This is a genomic window from Ruegeria sp. AG7 (genome assembly GCF_056541545.1).
In genome coordinates, this window is the sequence record NZ_JBQFYP010000023.1 from 1 (window position 1) to 16,099 (window position 16,099).

The window sequence follows — 16,099 nt, forward strand, 5'->3', positions numbered from 1 at the left end:
AATCCTATTGTCGTGACTTCCATGGTGGGGCTCCTTTCCTTGCAGAAGATGTCTTCTGCAGTTTGCCGCAAAGCGCGACGGTTGGCTGCAGACGCCATCCACCCCATCCGCTTATTAGAAGTCGGAAGCAGCGGTGACGAATGGCCGCTGCCTGGCCGGAGCGGTCGTCCAGGCCCTTAAGCGGACTTCGCCACGCGGTCCCGTTTTATCGAAGGGCTTAACGCCAGTTCAGCTTGAAAATTGTATGTTCACCGTCCAGCCCTTTGAGCGGAACTGTTATCTGCTCGGCAAACGGAAACTCGGGTGATCCGCCCACCATGATCCGAGTCGCATCCGAGACGAGGATATCACTGGGTGCGGCGAGGGCCGCAATCCGTGCGGCCTTGTTGACTACGGTCCCAAAGTGATCGGCATCAGAAGTAATCACTTCGCCGGTATGCAGGCCAATGCGGATTTGTAATTTTGGCTCTTTCGGTTCAGCTGAGTTTTTCTGTTGGATGTTCTGAGCCGCCAACAGGGCTGCCCTTGCGGAGGCGAAGGACGACATCACGCCGTCACCCAGTGACTTCACCAAGCGCCCACCACTTTCGACGATCTGGGTCTCGACCAGTCGTAGATGTCTACCAACGGCCTCGCTCCAAAGTGAATCGCCTATCGCTTGAGCAATTGTCGTACTGTCAGCGATATCCGTGAACATGATGGTCGCTATGCCGCTTTGGCCGAGTTCGTATGGTGTAGAGAGGGCGGCATCGAGTAGCTCTTCAAAACCCCTTGCCTCGTAGCCGAATCCTTCGACGTTGTTGACGGGGATAGAATTGTGAACATGCACGATCTTCCAAGAACCCTTGTCGAGTTTCAGAATGACGGTGGAGCGCAGTCGTGCGGACTGTCCGGTTTCGATCCCGTCGATTGTTGCCTCCCACTCCGCCCACCCGAGTGATCCGCACTCAAATCCGCGAATTTCTTGTGGATCCCAATGGAAGCGTGGGACTTCACCGATATACTGCTCCATACCGCGACGCAGTGCATCGCCCCTCCACGACTCGCCTTGGGCCGAACCAAAGTACGACAAGGCGGCATCATCGGAGAACAGATGCACCACGGTTTCGCCATCACCTCGGCCGTAGGATTTGATCCAGCGTTCAACAATGGCTGCAAGTTCTGGCGAAGGTCGTATCGTATCCGTCATGTGAGCGACAATAAGAGCTTCGTGTCCTAGCGCATAGAGTTCCATGGACGGAACTTTCTTGCTAGCGCCATCCTATTTGGTCGCAGATGTGCTTGCTGCCAACGGAGGCTTTGTCCGCGTCTTTCGTGTCCAAGCGCCATGCAGCGAATGGGCGGTATGGATCAGCCGTTCGAAACCAGCAAGCAATGACCGCTTCCGCGACATGGGCGGCAACGCAGCAAGAAACCCGCCGCATGTACAAAGCGATGCTGCGTCAGCGAAGATGAAGAATCCAAGGTCGGTTTTCGTAGTCATTGCGGATACCTATGGCAGCGGGTGCCGCAGCACTTTGATGACATCATCGCCTTTTCGGACAAAACGCACTTCCCGACGTGTCATAACCTGACCGTCAAATGGTGAAATAATCTCTGGATGCGCTACACCGGGCCTTGAAACGACGACTGCCAAACGTTGACCTGACTTCACCCAATCACAAATTTCAACGTCGTAAAGAACAGCACCGGATGACGGCGTTGCAAGAAGTTCAGCTGCGTCAACGTCGCCTACGATTGGGTCCACCGCAGAAATGCTAGGGAGCGCATCGTCGACTGTCCCGATGCTTACCAGATAATGATATAGGCCGTTGGCATCCTGTTCGGCAAATTCTGGAGTTACATCGATCATACCGCGCAATTCGACAGTCGCAGCAAATCGTTCACTTCTGTTGTCTGCGGCCCAACGCTCTCCTACAGCCAAATCGAATGAAATCGGATCGTCGCTGGCGTCGGTTAGAATTACCTGGGCTCCAATCGACCGGGCGAGACGGCGTCCTTCCTCCAACTGCCGCTCGGAAACGTACAAATAGACAGGGCCGTCATCGTCGCAATGTAGGTCAAGCACGACTTCCGCTTGCTCAGCCAACGCGAGAAGCGTTGCCTTCAACCGCTCAGATGCAGGCTTGGTCTCCAAATCGCTCGCGGATTTGGGCGGGAACGACCTGTTAAAGTTGACGCGGGTATTCGCATCAAATCGGCCCAGCTGTTGCCCGAACACCACTTGGGTTAATCCGACCGGATTTGCGTGCGGGACCAATGTAATGTCTCCAACCACGCGCCCATCGACTTCAGCCGCTTCTAAACGTGGGATAAGACGGTCTATTGCCACAGTGCCTGGCATTTCGAGCGAATGCAGACCACCCTGAATATAGACCGAAGGGCCACTTCCGGAGCCATGAAAGCGAAAAACGTCCAAGCCAAATTTCTGGCCAGGCGTATCCGCGTCCAGTGTTAGGTTTTCAATCTCCATTGATTGGGACATTAAACACGCGGGTGTGAAACCCATAGAGCTTTCTCAAAGAAGCAACACGTGCTGACCCAAATGACCGGTTTGTCCGCAGAACGTGAGTTCGAATCGACGGAAACTTCGCAGTTGCAGCGAACGTCCGGAATGCGGGCTGCGGCTGCAGCATCGGAGCTGGACAGTCAAGGGCAGCTCTGGGCCGGAAGAGGCAGTCTGCTGAACCGCGTGGAAGGTCGGCTTTGTCCGCAGAACAGTCATTTAGCCGGCCTTCAACCAACGCCCGCTTTGCGAAAAAGAAAGCAAAGTGATCCCCCGGAAACCCGCTAAGGGCCGCCGTGGGTTCTGTCTACGAGGGTGGTCTTCGGTTGACGACATAGTCGGCCAACCACTACCAGTAGCCAGTAAATGACGAGTGGGGCAATGCTGATGGCATAGCGTAGCGGTCATAGGCTCATGTTCCGCCAGCGTTTGCACTTGATGGAGAAGCGGCTGTTCACCGCCGGATTCTGGAAGTTTCGCCCTGAATTTCGGCTATTGGGGGGTATCTTGTGCACAGCATGATCCAATCGGATCATACGGGGGAAATTTCTCCCTGTGGCCATTGTAAGCGATGTTGTGGAATCTGATGGGTACGGATTGCGTGCTCCATCGGCAGTGCAGCGGAGGTATTGCACCGCCTCCCTTTAGTCATCCTCTGTTTCAACTTTGGCTTTAGCTTTTCGCTTCCCCTTTGGGCCGGTGCTGAGGCCGCCATGCAACCTGCAACGCCGTTTTCCAGGTACTACCCGGGCCTGGCATTGGCCACCGGCTCGGGTCTTTGCGCCGCATGTTGGGCGCTCTGTCCTAGGCAAGGGTTCCCTGGCATCATTCAAGCCCAGCTCAGCCATCCGTTTGCAATTTACGCCGTGGCACTGTGAGCAATCCCTCCGATAGTTTGGGTGCTTGTGCGCCTCTGCTGGGCACGGCCGCCAACGTGACCAAATTTCACACCAATCAATCGGATCGCCTTGAAAGAGCGAACGTATTTTGACTTCCAGCTTTGTCGGTCTCCCCATCAATAAACACCAACATTTATTAACATAGTCTGCAAACCCCATGATGCGCGAAATTGCTCGTCCTTGGTCTTCGCAAGGTCCCTGCCATGCATCTCACCGTCGCGTTTGCAACTTTGTTTTGTACCACCCCGCGATCGGACAGGTGGCGCAGCGCCACCACCACCCACCCCCCTTTTAGGGGTGGTGGTGGTAGCGCAACTGTTTTTAGGGGTGTTAGCGTCACCTTGCGCTACCCCTGATTTTTGGGTGGCGGCGCACATCACACCGTTGCCCATTCGCCTACCTCCACAGTGGGGACAGGCTTGCGTTGAGCACCTGTTTTCTGCCCTTTGACCAACGCCCCGGATTTCAGCCAAGTATCGATTATCTTCTTGATGCGCTTGCGGTCGGCTTGGGCGTCGAAGCCCAGCACTTCAGCTACGGTCACACCAGCCCACTCGCCGCCAGCCTGATCCGAGTAGCGCCGCCCCTGACCATCCAGAGCATGTTGCACTGCCAGCAGGTCAGCGACCGATACCCCATCGAAAGTGTCCGGCCATTTCCAGACCTCAGCAACGCCTACGCTATCCCCATTGGATAGCTGCACAGATGCCATGCGCCGCCAAACACGATCCCCAACAGGGGCGAGGTTCGCTTTGTCACGGGTCACGGCAAAGTAGGTGGACGGATCGTTTTGAACACCCGCCTCGGCCTTCATGTCGTTGCTCATCTTGTTGAGCACACGACCGGATCTTGCTGCTGCCAAGAGCGCCGTTGCACCGCGCCCGCTTTCAGTAGTTGCTTCCTCGCCGTTTGTCTTGCGAGTGTGGTGCACAAGTTCAATTGCACAATTGCAACGATCTGCCAGCCGCGCCCATTCCTTTGCCACAAGGTCGATTGCGCCGTTGTCGTTCTCGCCCACCTGATGCGACGACACGAATGGGTCGATAATTAGAACATCGATTTCGCACGCTTCGATCTCTTGGGCTAAGGCTTCCATTTCCGGCTTGACGATCTGGACGCCTTCACGAGTTTGAATGGCGGTGCTGAGTTCGCGTTCCCGGCCCGTGTCCACAAAGAGACGCCCTGAGATTTCCTCGGGGGCGACGTTGTGATGTTGCATGGCCGCGATGATGCGCCGGTTCATCTCGTCGCGGGGATCTTCAAGGTTGTATATCCAGACTTTTAGGCCTGATGCGGTCCAATCGCCCAGTAGGTCGCGGCCAGATGCCATTGCCAGCCCTTCGCAGATCGTCAAAGACGATTTCCCGACGCCGCCGGGTGCGACCGTCACCGATACCTGTTTGCGGATCAGGTGTTGCCCGTAGAGCCAAGGACGGGGCGGAATAGCGGAAGGGTCGCGCCAGACAAACTCTGTAGGCAAACGGTCCGACCGTTCTTTGGGAAACTCGGCTCGGTGCGCATCCAGTTGCACCGCCATCTCAGCAAAATCACGCATCACGCCGCTTGCCTCCTTTGTACATGCTCAAGGAATGCTGCCTGCCGCGCGGGTTTCATGCGCTTGAAGCTGGCAAGGCAATAAGCGTCCAGTTCTTCCGGGTCGGCATAATCCGCCCAGAACGCGGCCTCATCCATGAAGCTAATGAACGGGGCAGGGGGGTGTCCCGCACCAGTGCTTAGCGCCGCCTCAGCTGCATTTACTGCGTCATCACGGTCCAGAGCCTTGAGAGCCATAAATGCCAGGGCCACGCGCTGCCGCGCATCCAGACGTGCTCGCAGGATCACCGGAAGGCCGAACCACTCGTCAGTGCCATCCAGCCAAGCGGCATATCCGATGGAGCGGCAAACACGTTTAATGTTGTCGGGGATTTGCGTCGAAATATTCACAGCAGCACCCCCCAATGCATTGCCAAAATGGGCAAAGCCGCGATATCCTTACCGTAAGAACAGACGCCTTCCATAACGTCTTTAACCCCGGTTGCGATTGCCGTCGTGCCGGGGTTTTCGTTTGTCAGTTCGGCCTCAGCCGGTTTGACACTTTCGAGGTAAGTCTTTGATGTTTCGTCGGGGGTTTGACGCGCCCCGGTTTTGTAAGTGTTTGGTTTGCTTGAATTAGCGCCGGATTGAAAATCCTCGTGTCGGTGGTTCGATTCCGCCCCCGGGCACCATAAAAATCTCCTAATTTTATGATTATAATGAATAAATCATGCATCGGGCTTAACTTATCCACCCAAATATCCACCTTTTGGACTTAGGTAGGCTAGCGACAGTGGAGCCTTGCAACCTGATGCACGGTGAAAGCTAGCGCTCTGGCAATACGACTACAACTCTGTTTCATTGCGCCCATCTTTCTATGTTGTTGAAGAAAATAGGTTTTGCTGATCCGGGTGCGATACCGCGGGGTGTTTGGGGTTTTGTCGGGCCCGTTTCTTGAGTTGTTGTGCCTTCGTTTTTGACAGTTCCGCGCGCTCAAATACCCATGGCCCATCGGCAAGCGGGTGGTCTGCATTGATATCACCTGCTTCTGCTGCCAACCGCAATGTTTTTGGCGATACTCCGATCAGTTTTGCGGCGCCAGAGAGATTGAGCCACGGGTCAAGACCATTGGGTTCGGGCTTGTATACCGGGATCTTGCGGTAGGACCGCAATGCCTTGACTCGCTCCCTGGTCCAGCGGTTTCCATTTCCTGTGGAAAGCCCGTTCCGGTTCAGGACGCCGGCGATGACATCGTCGCTGGCGATCCGTGCAAGCTGGCGGACAGCCTCGACAACATTCGGCGGTGTTGCGTTGCGCTGTCCGCGGCGGCGCTTTGGCAGGCGGATTTCCGTATGCGCGCCGCCGGCCCAATGAACCAGCAAAACGATCTCGGAGGCATCATCATCAAGATCTGCCACCACTTCCTGGATCACCGTGCGGACGATGCGCTTCTTAAGCCTGGTATCGGTGACCGGCGCGAACCAGACGCGTTCAAGATCGGCCCCCAAGACGGCCAGGTCTTCGGCCGGCAATGCCATTGACAAGCCCAAGCCTCACCCCTCTCATTCACACACAAATAACTTGGCAATGCCGTTGAAACAATTACCTGTAAGGTCGTCTTCCGCTTCAGAAGCTATCGAAGAAACTCTCCTGCAAAGGGGGTGAGGCAATGTAATCCTTTGAGTTGGGGTTGCATCCCCAAGGATGGCTTTGTTGCACAGATCAGGGTTTGAGCGCGCATCCCCTTTCCCTGGACGGACTTTTACAATTCCATCTCAGGATCAAACCAGATCGATAGCGAACCACGCTGCCTAAGCGCCGTGTTGTACGAAGGCCAGTTCATGGTCTTGTACGTCGTAGCGGACCAACTGCTCATACCTCATAGCTACCCCACTGGATTCAAACAGGGAATCCCTCACGCCAATTGTGCAACAAAGCCTTTCGGAAGTAGAGAAGACCGGGAATGTCAGCTTCACGGCTTTAACCAGGCGTTCGTACGCGATTCGGCGAAATAGCGTTTCGAACCCAACCTGTACCCTGGATTTTATTGGTGCATGCGCTTGCAGCTGGAACAACGCTGCAACTGCCGAATGTCTTGTGCGGCCAAGCAGCGGAAAACCTGTCATTCATGCAAATCGCCGCGATGCTCGCGGCGGCAACGCACAGTTCGCTCAACAAAGCCATCCTTCGTTTCATCCGCAACAGCTATCGCCTAGCTGAATTGGTGGACACGGGACCGTGGCATATGAACAGTAAACACAACAGTCGCCTTCCAATGGCTTCAAAACTGTTTTGCACGATTTGCATTCATAGAACCACTGGCAAGCATCCGTTGGCATTTCCTCGGTTTCGCTGTGGCCGCAGTTCGGGCAAGTCAGGGTGCTTTCCAGGACTACAGTTTGTTTTGTCATAGTCTCACATCTTCATGATCAGGTAATCGTTAATCCGTGCCTCGTTAAACACAACGACCCAAGCCACGCCGGTGATGAGAGTCGTTCCTGCAAGCCGCCATTTCAACGTCGGCAAGGAACCGCGCTGATAAGATACCAGCCACGATATCGCGACGAGCGCCGTTGAAATCGTCAGCACGTAGTAACTCGCTGCGGCAAGCTTTCCAAAGATTGCCAACCAACTGCCGCCCAGCCCCATTAACATCATCATCATGGGCAAAACGCAGCAAGTCGCGACGCCAAGTGCTGATAGAGATCCCAAGTAGCTGAGGCTAAGGTATTTCTGCATTCCGTTTCCCTCATGAACCATGACGCGCGGAGTTGTGGAGACAGCAACTTCTCGTATAACTTCTGTAGCCACTACAGGATCAAGGCAGGAAATCTCACATGTTTGCGATTGGGGAAGCATCCCGGCAAAGCGGAGTCGGAATTGAAACTATCCGCTATTACGAACGCGAAGGGATCGTGCCGAAACCAGAAAGAGCATCGAATAATCGACGCATGTACGCCGCGCACGATGTTGGACGGCTTCGTTTTCTACGGAAGTGCCGAGACTTGGGTTTTTCGCTTGCCGATGCAAAGGTGCTTCTCAACCTGTCCGAAGGTGATAGCGAGGATTGCCAATCCGTTAAGGAACTGGCCGAGCTTCCTATCTTCAATGTGCGTATGAAGATAAACGAACTTAAGCGATTGGAGGCCGCCCTGAATGAACTTACGGCCAACTGTAACATCGGGAACGTTTCTTGCCCGATGCTTGCGCAGATACGGACCTACTAATTGCACTTTGAGGCTCGCAGTCGCCCTATGCCAACGCAGCATGACCCAAGATTCGGGCCGCGCAAAATCTGCCGTTCGTTAGAGAGGTCAACTCGTTGATTTAGCAATGTTTCCACCAGTCAATGACATTTGTGCCTAGCCGCGGTGTTCTTGTAGCGCGCGGTGAATTCGGACAGTCAGCCCTACCTGCCGTATCTGAGCAATCAATTTGCTGCATACGCACTCGGCAGGTTTTATCACAGAAGCCGACTTCTGATTTCCGAACCACAGAGCAATGGTCCTGCTTATCGTTGTCCTAACTTGGGCTAGGCAGACGCAGATCTTCTGTTGCTTTCCATTGTATCAAGACTTGTATCGTGTGTACGCTAAGCCCATATACGCAAGGCTCACGTTTTTCTTTTTCGACCTGCTGTCTCCCAAATTCGGCGTTCAGTCTTTCGATTCAGACCGACCACGCCGAGTCGCCGCAATAATGCGGGCGGCAAGTATTAGGAGACTTCGACCATGGCAAATGGCACAGTAAAATGGTTCAACTCGACCAAAGGTTTTGGCTTTATCGAACCTGAAGGTGGCAAGCGCGACGTGTTCGTGCATATTTCAGCACTTGAACGTTCCGGCATCAGCGAATTGAAGGACGGCCAGAAGGTTACCTTCGACGTCGAAGCTGGCCGTGATGGACGCGACAGCGCCGCCAACCTGGCACTCGCATAGCCTGCTGCGGGCACCCTTCTGGGGTGCCCGAATGCTCAGGGGGTTCCTCAGAGTCGTTGGAGAACAAGTCAGTTGCAACAGCAGGAATTGACCCGGGCGCTCGCGCAATACCGTGTGCCTGATACGAAGCGTAGCATTTTTGAGCTGGCAATCACCGTCATTCCCTTTTTCGCGCTATGGGGCGCAGCGTGGTTTGCGTTATCTTTTAGTGTCTGGGTCGCGGTTCTTCTGGCCATCCTGAACGCCGCATTTCTGGTGCGTCTCTTCATCATCATGCATGATTGTGGTCACGGATCTTTCTTTAGAAACCGCACCGTTTGCAATTGGACCGGTCGGGTCCTGGGTGTTCTCGCCCTCACACCCTATGACGTCTGGCGGCAAAGCCATGCGATCCACCACGCCTCAACCGGCAACCTTGATCGGCGCGGGATGGGCGATATCCCTACGTTGACTGTAGAGGAATACCTGAAGCGAAAGTGGGCCGGTCGTGCCGCTTACAGGTTAATACGGAACCCCTTCTTCCTGTTCTGTATCGTACCGGTCTACACGTTCTTTCTTCAAAATCGCTTGCCCTTTGGTTTCATGCGGTCAGGCTGGCTGTATTGGGCAAGTGCAATGGGAACAAACGCTGCGATTGCGGTGGTCCTGGCTCTGATTTTTTGGACCGGAGGCATGGATGTATTGGTTTATGTATTCCTGCCAACCATGATCGTCGCCGCGTCGATTGGTATTTGGCTTTTCTACATTCAACACCAGTTTGAACACACGACCTGGGAGCGGGAAGAAGGGTGGAATCTTCAGAACGCAGCATTCTATGGAAGTTCCCACTATGCCCTGCCAGGTATCCTGCGGTGGTTCTCTGCCAATATTGGTGTGCACCATGTTCACCACCTTGCCAGCCGCATACCTTTTTACCGGCTTGACGAAGTTTTGCGCGACCATTCCGAGTTGGAAAATTGCCAGCGTATTACTTTGTTCGAGAGCTTTCACTGTGCACGATTGCATCTTTGGGATGAAGAAGGTCAGCGCCTGCTGGCATTTTCCGAGGCTTTGTCGAACGCCAATCTCAAAAAGAGTTTAGTGTAGTCTGGCACGGACCAAATAGGCTTCAACCGTATCACCGCCTAGGGCGCGAATGGCCTCTAGTCGGTGAAGGCCTTCAATCAGCACGAACCGCTTGTTGTCCGCACGTATCTGGATCGGTGTCTTCTGGCCATTCTTCAGGATATCTTCTGCCAGCGTCAGAACCTTTTGTTGATCAAGTGTTTTGGCCCGTTTCACAGGTACATAGATCAGGTCGAGCGGATATGGTTTTTTTTCCAACATAAGCTACGTGTGCGCCTTTCGTGCATTTATTCCGGTTCGAAGTTCGCTTCAAAGGCAGGCGCTGGAACGTGCGTCATAGAACCGAACGAACAGCATCGCGCAGCTCCTGATGCATGATCCAAGTCGCTGGTTCATCGTCACTTTTGACGTGAGAAAATGCCAATACCTGAGCGGCGCCATCATTCTGTGCCGATCCGGCTTCGGGAAGCTCGAGTTCCAGATATTCTGCAATCAATAGCCCGATTTTCTTGAAGACCTTGACGGACGCCTCGCGCGATTTGTAACCAGCTGCCTTAGTTAACTGACCAATGCTCAGTCCTTCCTTGCCTGCGATTGTAAGTGCTTTGAGCATGGTGACCTGCGCAGTGGAGAGCCTGATCTGGCGCAATGCCTCGACATATTCTCCTTCACTGGGAATGAAGTTGCCGGAGTTCGCCTCCAAACGACGTCGAGCGCTGCGTTTCCTGTCTCGCTCTTCGAGAATTTCTTTTAAGGCTTCAATGGCCAATGACGGTGTTTCGCCAACTGCATCAGCAATCAAACCTTGCGTTTTCGCTGGTGGCTTGGGGAATGCGCGCGCAACGCTGTTACCGCTCAGAATGCCCGCCTTAATCAAGTACTTTCCAAATTCTACTTCGATCACTTCTGATACGTCGGCGTTCCGCGTCTTGCGAACACTGCGGTCCTGAAATGCTCTTTGTTCCATACCACGCACTGACATCTTTGAGTCAGAAAGGGTCACTTGAGGGGCATTTTTACGCATCAGAGAAACACCACTACAATTACCGCTGCAACAAACACTGCTAACGCTATAGATATCTTAATCCCGTGGGACCGGCGACGCGCCTTTTCGGCTTTGATCCTTTTGCCAAGATTTTCGTCAATCGAGTTATGGTTCACGGCTTGGTCCTTCCGGATTTGTCAGGCGATATTGATTTTCACGAACCTATTTTCGCGGAATTTTTTCGGCGCACTTATCGTTCTGTCGTGTGAACGGCCGATTGCATTCCCAACCATCACCTCTTCGATTCAAATGAGCGTTTGAAGGAACAAGGATCGCATCGCACCTGTCCCGGTTTGCGCGAAAACCACGTTCGCATTTCCATCCAGAGTAGGAATCTGGTTCAAGATACGCATGCTGTGGAACAGCCACAGGCTCACAGCCGCTCTCCGCTGCGTTGTAACCTCTGAGGCATACCCAACCATCCGAGCTTTTTTTATCGCTCAGACGACCGTTTTTTGGGACTTCTATTGCAACACAATCCTGGTTCTCCTTACGAAATCCCCAGTTGCAGTGTATTTCCTGTGCGCCAAACCTGGTTTCGACGTATCCATTTTGAGGTGCGATCAGTTCTTCGCATTTTTCTTCGACACGCTGGAACAGCCGATTGCACTCCCACTGATCTCCGGTTGATGCAAGATAGGCATTTTCAGGAACTCTTATTTCCTCACAGAGATCTCCGACATTCTGAAAACCGTGATTGCATTCCCAGCCACTGCCATAGGAGCTACCTGTCAAATATGCGTTTTCTGGTAAGTCTGTTCTTTGGCACGATCCATTCTTGTTTTCGAAACCTTCGTCACAAACTGATCCATCGGCATTGCCTGCGACTTGGGCAGGAAGCTTTGTTCCTGAGAGCGACACCAAAAGTGCTGGGATCAAACAAAGAATGCAGCGCGTAAACACGATGAATGACTGATTGAAGCGGAGCCTGAGACCTGATCTATCGGCCATCAAGCACGCAATTAATGAGCCATGTGCTGTTCATACGGCGCCTTCTTTCATGGGTCACGCGGTGACTGGTGCATGTCAGGTGACAGTTGCGAATGCTTGCGAGGAACGAGCTCATAGCGAAGACCCCAGCGAAACCCGTTCTTGTGCTGGGCACATGCTACAATTAGTCTGAAGGCCTTTGGATCATCGAAGCCGGCAGCATCGCGACGACGAGTAATTTTCACCAATGCACTTTAGTGGTCCTTAGCCAGCATAGAGTCAAGGAAGTTTCCCTCGTCGCAACGCTAACTCCACTAGGGCAGATAGTTTTTGAAACGGCATTGCCAAGTTATTCGGCGAGATTGTTGAGGCTAGATATTGCGCCGGGCGCCGGGCTTGCGTTGGATCACAGCGAAGTGATGTCACCAGTCATAGATCACGCTGCCGGATTTGTGGTGTGACAGCTCGATGATGCGATCGTGGGCACAAACGGTCTGGCCTTCCGCCAAAACGACCAACCGTTCCGTGTAAACATGCCGGCAGATACAGCAGTTTATGAGGCTGGCCGGGCCGCTGTAGCGATTGCGCTCGAGGGTGACTATGATACGATTTAGACGTAGGTGACATCGATGATTTCGTCATCGGTCAGCTACAGGCGCCACCGATTTCCACCTCAGATCATCGCGCAAGCGGTGTGGCTGTACGTTCGCTTCAATCTGAGCCTGTGGGAAACTGAAGAGTTGATGCTGCAGCGGGGGATCGATGCTTCTTACGAAACCGTCCTGCGTTGATTCTTCAAGTTCGGGCCGGCGGTAACTCGAAACCTGCGGCAGAGACTGAACCGTCCTGGCGATGTCTGGCATCTCGATGAAGTTGTTGTGAGACTCTATTGTCGCGAATATTGGCTTTGGCGCGCGGTTGATCAGCATGGCGTCGTGCTGGACGAAATACTCCAACCGAAACGGGACAAATGGGCTGCAAAACGGCTGTTACGCCGCCTGATGAAGCGTCTTGGTTTCACTCCCAAGCGGATCATCACGGACGTGCTGCGCTCGTATGGTGCCGCCAAGCGAGAGGTAGCGCCGGGTCTGGAGCATTGGTCGCACAAGGGCCTCAATAACCGCGCCGAAAACAGCCATCTCCCATTCCGAAAGCGAGAAAGGACAATGCAAGGCCGTCGCTCTCCAGCAGGGTTGCAAAGGTACATGGCGACACACTCCGCAATCCGCAACCGCTCCAGCGTCCCCGCTCGCCGCCGCTCCGCCTGAACAATTCGATATCACCGCCTCGAAGCAATTGACGCCTGGAATGCCGCCACTCAAGCAGCCTGAATTTTATTAAACAGTATTCTTTGCTTGATCGCGAGCTAACGTAACAACACCGGGCAGGTCAGTTTTATTCAGATGGGAAGGTTCAGTTCGGTAACTGTAACTTACAGTTTCGAACCTCCAGAATGTTCTCAATCTTCCACAGTTAACCAGAGGACGGTTAACAAATCTCATACCGTCGGATCTCAAACGAACAACTCACCGAGGTAAGACAATGTCTGGAAGAATGGTAATAAAACCCGCGGCGATCGCAATGACCACAGTGATGGCGTTCACCTCTGTTCCTGCTTTCGCAGCAGACTGGAATGGCAGCTACGTCGGAGCCCGTTTTGGCTATGGGAACCTTGCAGAGGACTTGGACGGCCATGGCGACTTGGTTGGACTTCATGTGGGTCGCGATTGGGGAATTGACGGTAGTTGGGTAGCTGGTCTTTCAGTTGACTCTAGCTACTCCAATGTTTCCGCAGGTATTGGCGACTTGGACAGCTTGAGCCGCATCAAAATTCGGGGTGGCTACTCTTTTGGAGACACCTTGGCCTACGTAACGACCGGCTCAGCTTACGCTGCGAGTAGTGCAACCAATGACGAATGGGGATATACAATCGGCATTGGATTGGAGCACCGCATTTCTAATAACGTTTCACTATTCGGCGAAATTCTTGAAGACAGGTTTGACACATCCGGCGGAGACAATAATTTTAGTGTCACCACTGCGACATTCGGTTTGAACTACCGTTTTTAGGAGTGGCAAGCTAACCAAATATATCCCGACTTCACATAATTTATGCGTAGTCGGGGTAATTGATTCTAGGGTCAGGATTCACAACCAGTTTCTGACGTCAGTGCTAATGGGACAGTTTAGGTTGATTTGATAAGAGAGGATTTCTGGCTCATCGTAACCACCAAGGAGTGGAGATGAGAAAGAAACCCGGAACCAAGCAGAGCCACAGTGAGAAGGTCGTAAAGGACATTCGTGGTCCTCCGTTTCCTAAACATAGCGGTGGACCAGTTCAGTGGGGGAGGCTCGGCCGAAAGCAGAAGTTGGGCCAGCGCGGTCAGAGCAGTTGCCTTCTCCTCCTGCGTAATCTGCATAATCGGATTGGGATGAAAGGGTAGCGGCAGCTGCGCTGGATCGGTCCTTCGTTCCGGAATCATACTCGGCCTCCTTTGTCGTTTCCTCTTCGAAACGCTTCGCCGGAACCCCAGGGACGCGAGAACACCATGAAGATCATTAAGCGCAGCAATGGAAACCAGCGGGACGCCCAAACTCAGGGTCGAACACACTGCCGCGTCAAGAACCCACTCCGGTGCCATGATCGCGCTCCAAAGCTACGTATTGTCCATCACCGCGCTGGCGGGATTGAAACACCCGGATATCTGAACCGAAATAGGCATTCCATCCGTAACGCACACGGGAAAGCTGCCCGACATGGGCAGAATGAACGGGTACTGCCCCTGAACAGGAAAAACGCGCTCTTCGCCGGACGCGACGCGGACGCCGAAAACCGGGGCGTCATCGCCTCGCTGATCGAAACCTGCAAGCTTAACAACGTCGATCCACATGTATACCTGACCGCAACGCTCTCAGCCATCGTCAACGGCCACAAACAAAGCCAGATCGACGATCTCTTGCCCTGGAACCTCGCTGCCCACGTGTGATCGAGTTACCGTTTACGTTTGAAATCCAAAAACCAGGATCTTTATGCGGATCGCGGGTTAACGTGACAACACCTGCCATCAGCCAAACAGGCGCTAACTCAACGAAGGCCATAGGTCAAAAGTTTGCAACAGATCCAGAAACTTACAAGATTCATAGATTTGGATTCCCAACGGGGAAACCCACGTCCGAACATTGTCTTAAGTTCAAAGTTGAGCGCGACGCTAAAACCTTAGGCCCAAGCCTATGGAATAACCGTCAAAATCCTCGGCGATTACACCACTCAGCATTATCCGCCCGGCCTGAACCAATGGAACACCAATTCGGCTTGCGTCGAACTCGATGCCGACACCAGCAGTTGCCAACCAATCGGTGTCCAGAACCTTTGCGGCATCCCCTCGATAGTACACCAGTCCAGCATCCAGAACTAGGTGCGTGGGCAAGTTGAAGAACCTGACATCTTTCAAAGGATAGCGATGGCGAGAAAAAAGCGTCGTCTGGTTGGAGTTGGCCTTGGCCCCACCGGCTTGTGGTTCGTCAATTGGGTGAAACTCCAGAAACGTTTGGCGAAATCGGTATTCTGCCTGCCAAAGGCCAACCTGGGTCTCCTTGAATACGGCGACAGATGCCCCTAATCCCAGTGCATTCAGGTTTCCGTCAACTGAATCCGCCGACTGCGAATTGACCGGAAGCAACGGGAAGTCAATAATTGAAGCATCAGCCGTAACATGGCCGAATGATACATGCCCGACCGGACGAATGCGCCAGTCGTTTTTCAACGGAAACTCCCAGCCTAAACCAAAGGTTGCCGCTACACTTGCCCAGGTCACGTCCACATCGACACCAGGTGCAATTTCTGGAAAGAAAAGCACCGGGTTGTATTTCTGATAAGCTACAAGCCCTTCAAGATATAAGCCATTTTCGAGCGGGTGATACCCGCCTCGGAGTTGGCTTGATCTAAGGCTTTTTGTGTCGCCTGTTGCCCTTAGAAAAGAAAAAGAAGACATTGTTTCGTTTGGGGTGGCAGCAATACTCAAAACTGACAATGCTGCGCGTGCCGCCGCTTCTGAAGCATCCGGATCAGTACTTTGCGCTGTCGCAGCACAGCCTACACTCATAGCCAAAATCGCCACGCAGGCACGATCTTCTCTCATTTTGCCTTTGAAGGTAAACGATTCACCGAATGACCTCATGCACT

At 53.4% G+C, this 16,099-nt stretch carries 16 protein-coding genes and 3 pseudogenes; 6 read left to right on the top strand and 13 right to left on the bottom strand.

Features of this window, described 5'->3' with window-relative positions:
• Nucleotides 1-217: 217 nt before the first annotated feature.
• The 9 genes and pseudogenes from ACR0BF_RS18745 to ACR0BF_RS18785 form a co-directional block, all read right to left on the bottom strand.
• On the bottom strand, nucleotides 218-1,234 hold the full coding sequence (locus ACR0BF_RS18745) for a nuclear transport factor 2 family protein (RefSeq protein WP_480625534.1): 1,017 nt from the start codon (nucleotides 1,232-1,234) through the stop codon (nucleotides 218-220).
• A gap of 258 nt (nucleotides 1,235-1,492) precedes the next feature.
• Nucleotides 1,493-2,473, bottom strand: a complete 981-nt coding sequence (locus ACR0BF_RS18750; protein WP_480625535.1) for a M14 family metallopeptidase — start codon at nucleotides 2,471-2,473, stop codon at nucleotides 1,493-1,495.
• 677 nt (nucleotides 2,474-3,150) lie between these two features.
• Entirely contained in the window at nucleotides 3,151-3,564 is a 414-nt protein-coding gene (locus ACR0BF_RS18755; protein WP_480625536.1) for an HGGxSTG domain-containing protein, read from the bottom strand.
• Between the two features lie 217 nt (nucleotides 3,565-3,781).
• Nucleotides 3,782-4,960: an ATP-binding protein gene (locus ACR0BF_RS18760; RefSeq protein ID WP_170817412.1), complete on the bottom strand. Its 1,179-nt coding sequence runs from the start codon at nucleotides 4,958-4,960 to the stop codon at nucleotides 3,782-3,784.
• The gene (locus ACR0BF_RS18765; RefSeq protein ID WP_170619462.1) at nucleotides 4,960-5,349 is read right to left on the bottom strand and encodes a hypothetical protein; all 390 of its coding nucleotides are present in this window, start codon (nucleotides 5,347-5,349) and stop codon (nucleotides 4,960-4,962) included. Before ACR0BF_RS18765 ends, ACR0BF_RS18760 begins: the two co-directional genes overlap by 1 nt.
• 464 nt (nucleotides 5,350-5,813) lie before the next feature.
• Nucleotides 5,814-6,446: a MerR family transcriptional regulator gene (locus ACR0BF_RS18770; RefSeq protein WP_480625537.1), complete on the bottom strand. Its 633-nt coding sequence runs from the start codon at nucleotides 6,444-6,446 to the stop codon at nucleotides 5,814-5,816.
• Nucleotides 6,447-6,709: 263 nt separating this feature from the next.
• Nucleotides 6,710-6,814 (bottom strand): annotated as a pseudogene (locus tag ACR0BF_RS18775) (IS5/IS1182 family transposase); the annotation flags it as partial.
• 316 nt (nucleotides 6,815-7,130) lie between these two features.
• Nucleotides 7,131-7,349, bottom strand: coding sequence for a GDCCVxC domain-containing (seleno)protein (locus ACR0BF_RS18780; protein ID WP_480625538.1), 219 nt, complete (start codon nucleotides 7,347-7,349; stop codon nucleotides 7,131-7,133).
• Nucleotides 7,350-7,353: 4 nt separating this feature from the next.
• A complete protein-coding gene (locus ACR0BF_RS18785; RefSeq protein WP_480625539.1) occupies nucleotides 7,354-7,677 on the bottom strand; it encodes a hypothetical protein in 324 nt (107 codons plus the stop codon).
• Nucleotides 7,678-7,775: 98 nt separating this feature from the next.
• On the opposite strand from ACR0BF_RS18785, the gene ACR0BF_RS18790 reads away from it, so the two are divergent.
• The 3 genes from ACR0BF_RS18790 to ACR0BF_RS18800 all read left to right on the top strand — a co-directional run bounded on the left by ACR0BF_RS18790 (nucleotide 7,776) and on the right by ACR0BF_RS18800 (nucleotide 9,962).
• Nucleotides 7,776-8,165, top strand: a complete 390-nt coding sequence (locus tag ACR0BF_RS18790) for a MerR family transcriptional regulator (RefSeq protein ID WP_480625540.1) — start codon at nucleotides 7,776-7,778, stop codon at nucleotides 8,163-8,165.
• Nucleotides 8,166-8,669: 504 nt separating this feature from the next.
• Nucleotides 8,670-8,876 (top strand): cold-shock protein, encoded by a 207-nt coding sequence (locus ACR0BF_RS18795; RefSeq protein WP_480473585.1) that lies wholly within the window; start codon nucleotides 8,670-8,672, stop codon nucleotides 8,874-8,876.
• Between the two features lie 72 nt (nucleotides 8,877-8,948).
• On the top strand, nucleotides 8,949-9,962 hold the full coding sequence (locus ACR0BF_RS18800) for a fatty acid desaturase (RefSeq protein ID WP_480625541.1): 1,014 nt from the start codon (nucleotides 8,949-8,951) through the stop codon (nucleotides 9,960-9,962).
• Here ACR0BF_RS18800 and ACR0BF_RS18805 read toward each other — a convergent pair.
• The 3 genes from ACR0BF_RS18805 to ACR0BF_RS18815 form a co-directional block, all read right to left on the bottom strand.
• On the bottom strand, nucleotides 9,954-10,202 hold the full coding sequence (locus ACR0BF_RS18805) for a ParB N-terminal domain-containing protein (protein ID WP_480473583.1): 249 nt from the start codon (nucleotides 10,200-10,202) through the stop codon (nucleotides 9,954-9,956). The two genes, ACR0BF_RS18800 and ACR0BF_RS18805, sit on opposite strands and share 9 nt — an antisense overlap.
• Before the next feature lie 73 nt (nucleotides 10,203-10,275).
• The gene (locus tag ACR0BF_RS18810; RefSeq protein WP_480625542.1) at nucleotides 10,276-10,965 is read right to left on the bottom strand and encodes a hypothetical protein; all 690 of its coding nucleotides are present in this window, start codon (nucleotides 10,963-10,965) and stop codon (nucleotides 10,276-10,278) included.
• Between the two features lie 183 nt (nucleotides 10,966-11,148).
• Entirely contained in the window at nucleotides 11,149-11,937 is a 789-nt protein-coding gene (locus tag ACR0BF_RS18815) for a hypothetical protein (RefSeq protein WP_480521003.1), read from the bottom strand.
• A 608-nt stretch (nucleotides 11,938-12,545) separates the two neighbouring features.
• Here ACR0BF_RS18815 and ACR0BF_RS18820 point away from each other — a divergent pair.
• The 3 genes and pseudogenes from ACR0BF_RS18820 to ACR0BF_RS18830 all read left to right on the top strand — a co-directional run.
• Nucleotides 12,546-13,247 (top strand): annotated as a pseudogene (locus ACR0BF_RS18820) (IS6 family transposase).
• A 250-nt stretch (nucleotides 13,248-13,497) separates the two neighbouring features.
• A complete protein-coding gene (locus ACR0BF_RS18825; protein WP_480521005.1) occupies nucleotides 13,498-13,986 on the top strand; it encodes an outer membrane protein in 489 nt (162 codons plus the stop codon).
• A 701-nt stretch (nucleotides 13,987-14,687) separates the two neighbouring features.
• Nucleotides 14,688-14,903: pseudogene (locus ACR0BF_RS18830) on the top strand (transposase domain-containing protein); the annotation flags it as partial.
• A 222-nt stretch (nucleotides 14,904-15,125) separates the two neighbouring features.
• Here ACR0BF_RS18830 and ACR0BF_RS18835 read toward each other — a convergent pair.
• Nucleotides 15,126-16,094 carry an autotransporter domain-containing protein gene (locus ACR0BF_RS18835; RefSeq protein WP_480473578.1) on the bottom strand — a complete coding sequence of 323 codons (969 nt, stop codon included), beginning with the start codon at nucleotides 16,092-16,094 and terminating at the stop codon, nucleotides 15,126-15,128.
• Nucleotides 16,095-16,099: the final 5 nt, after the last annotated feature.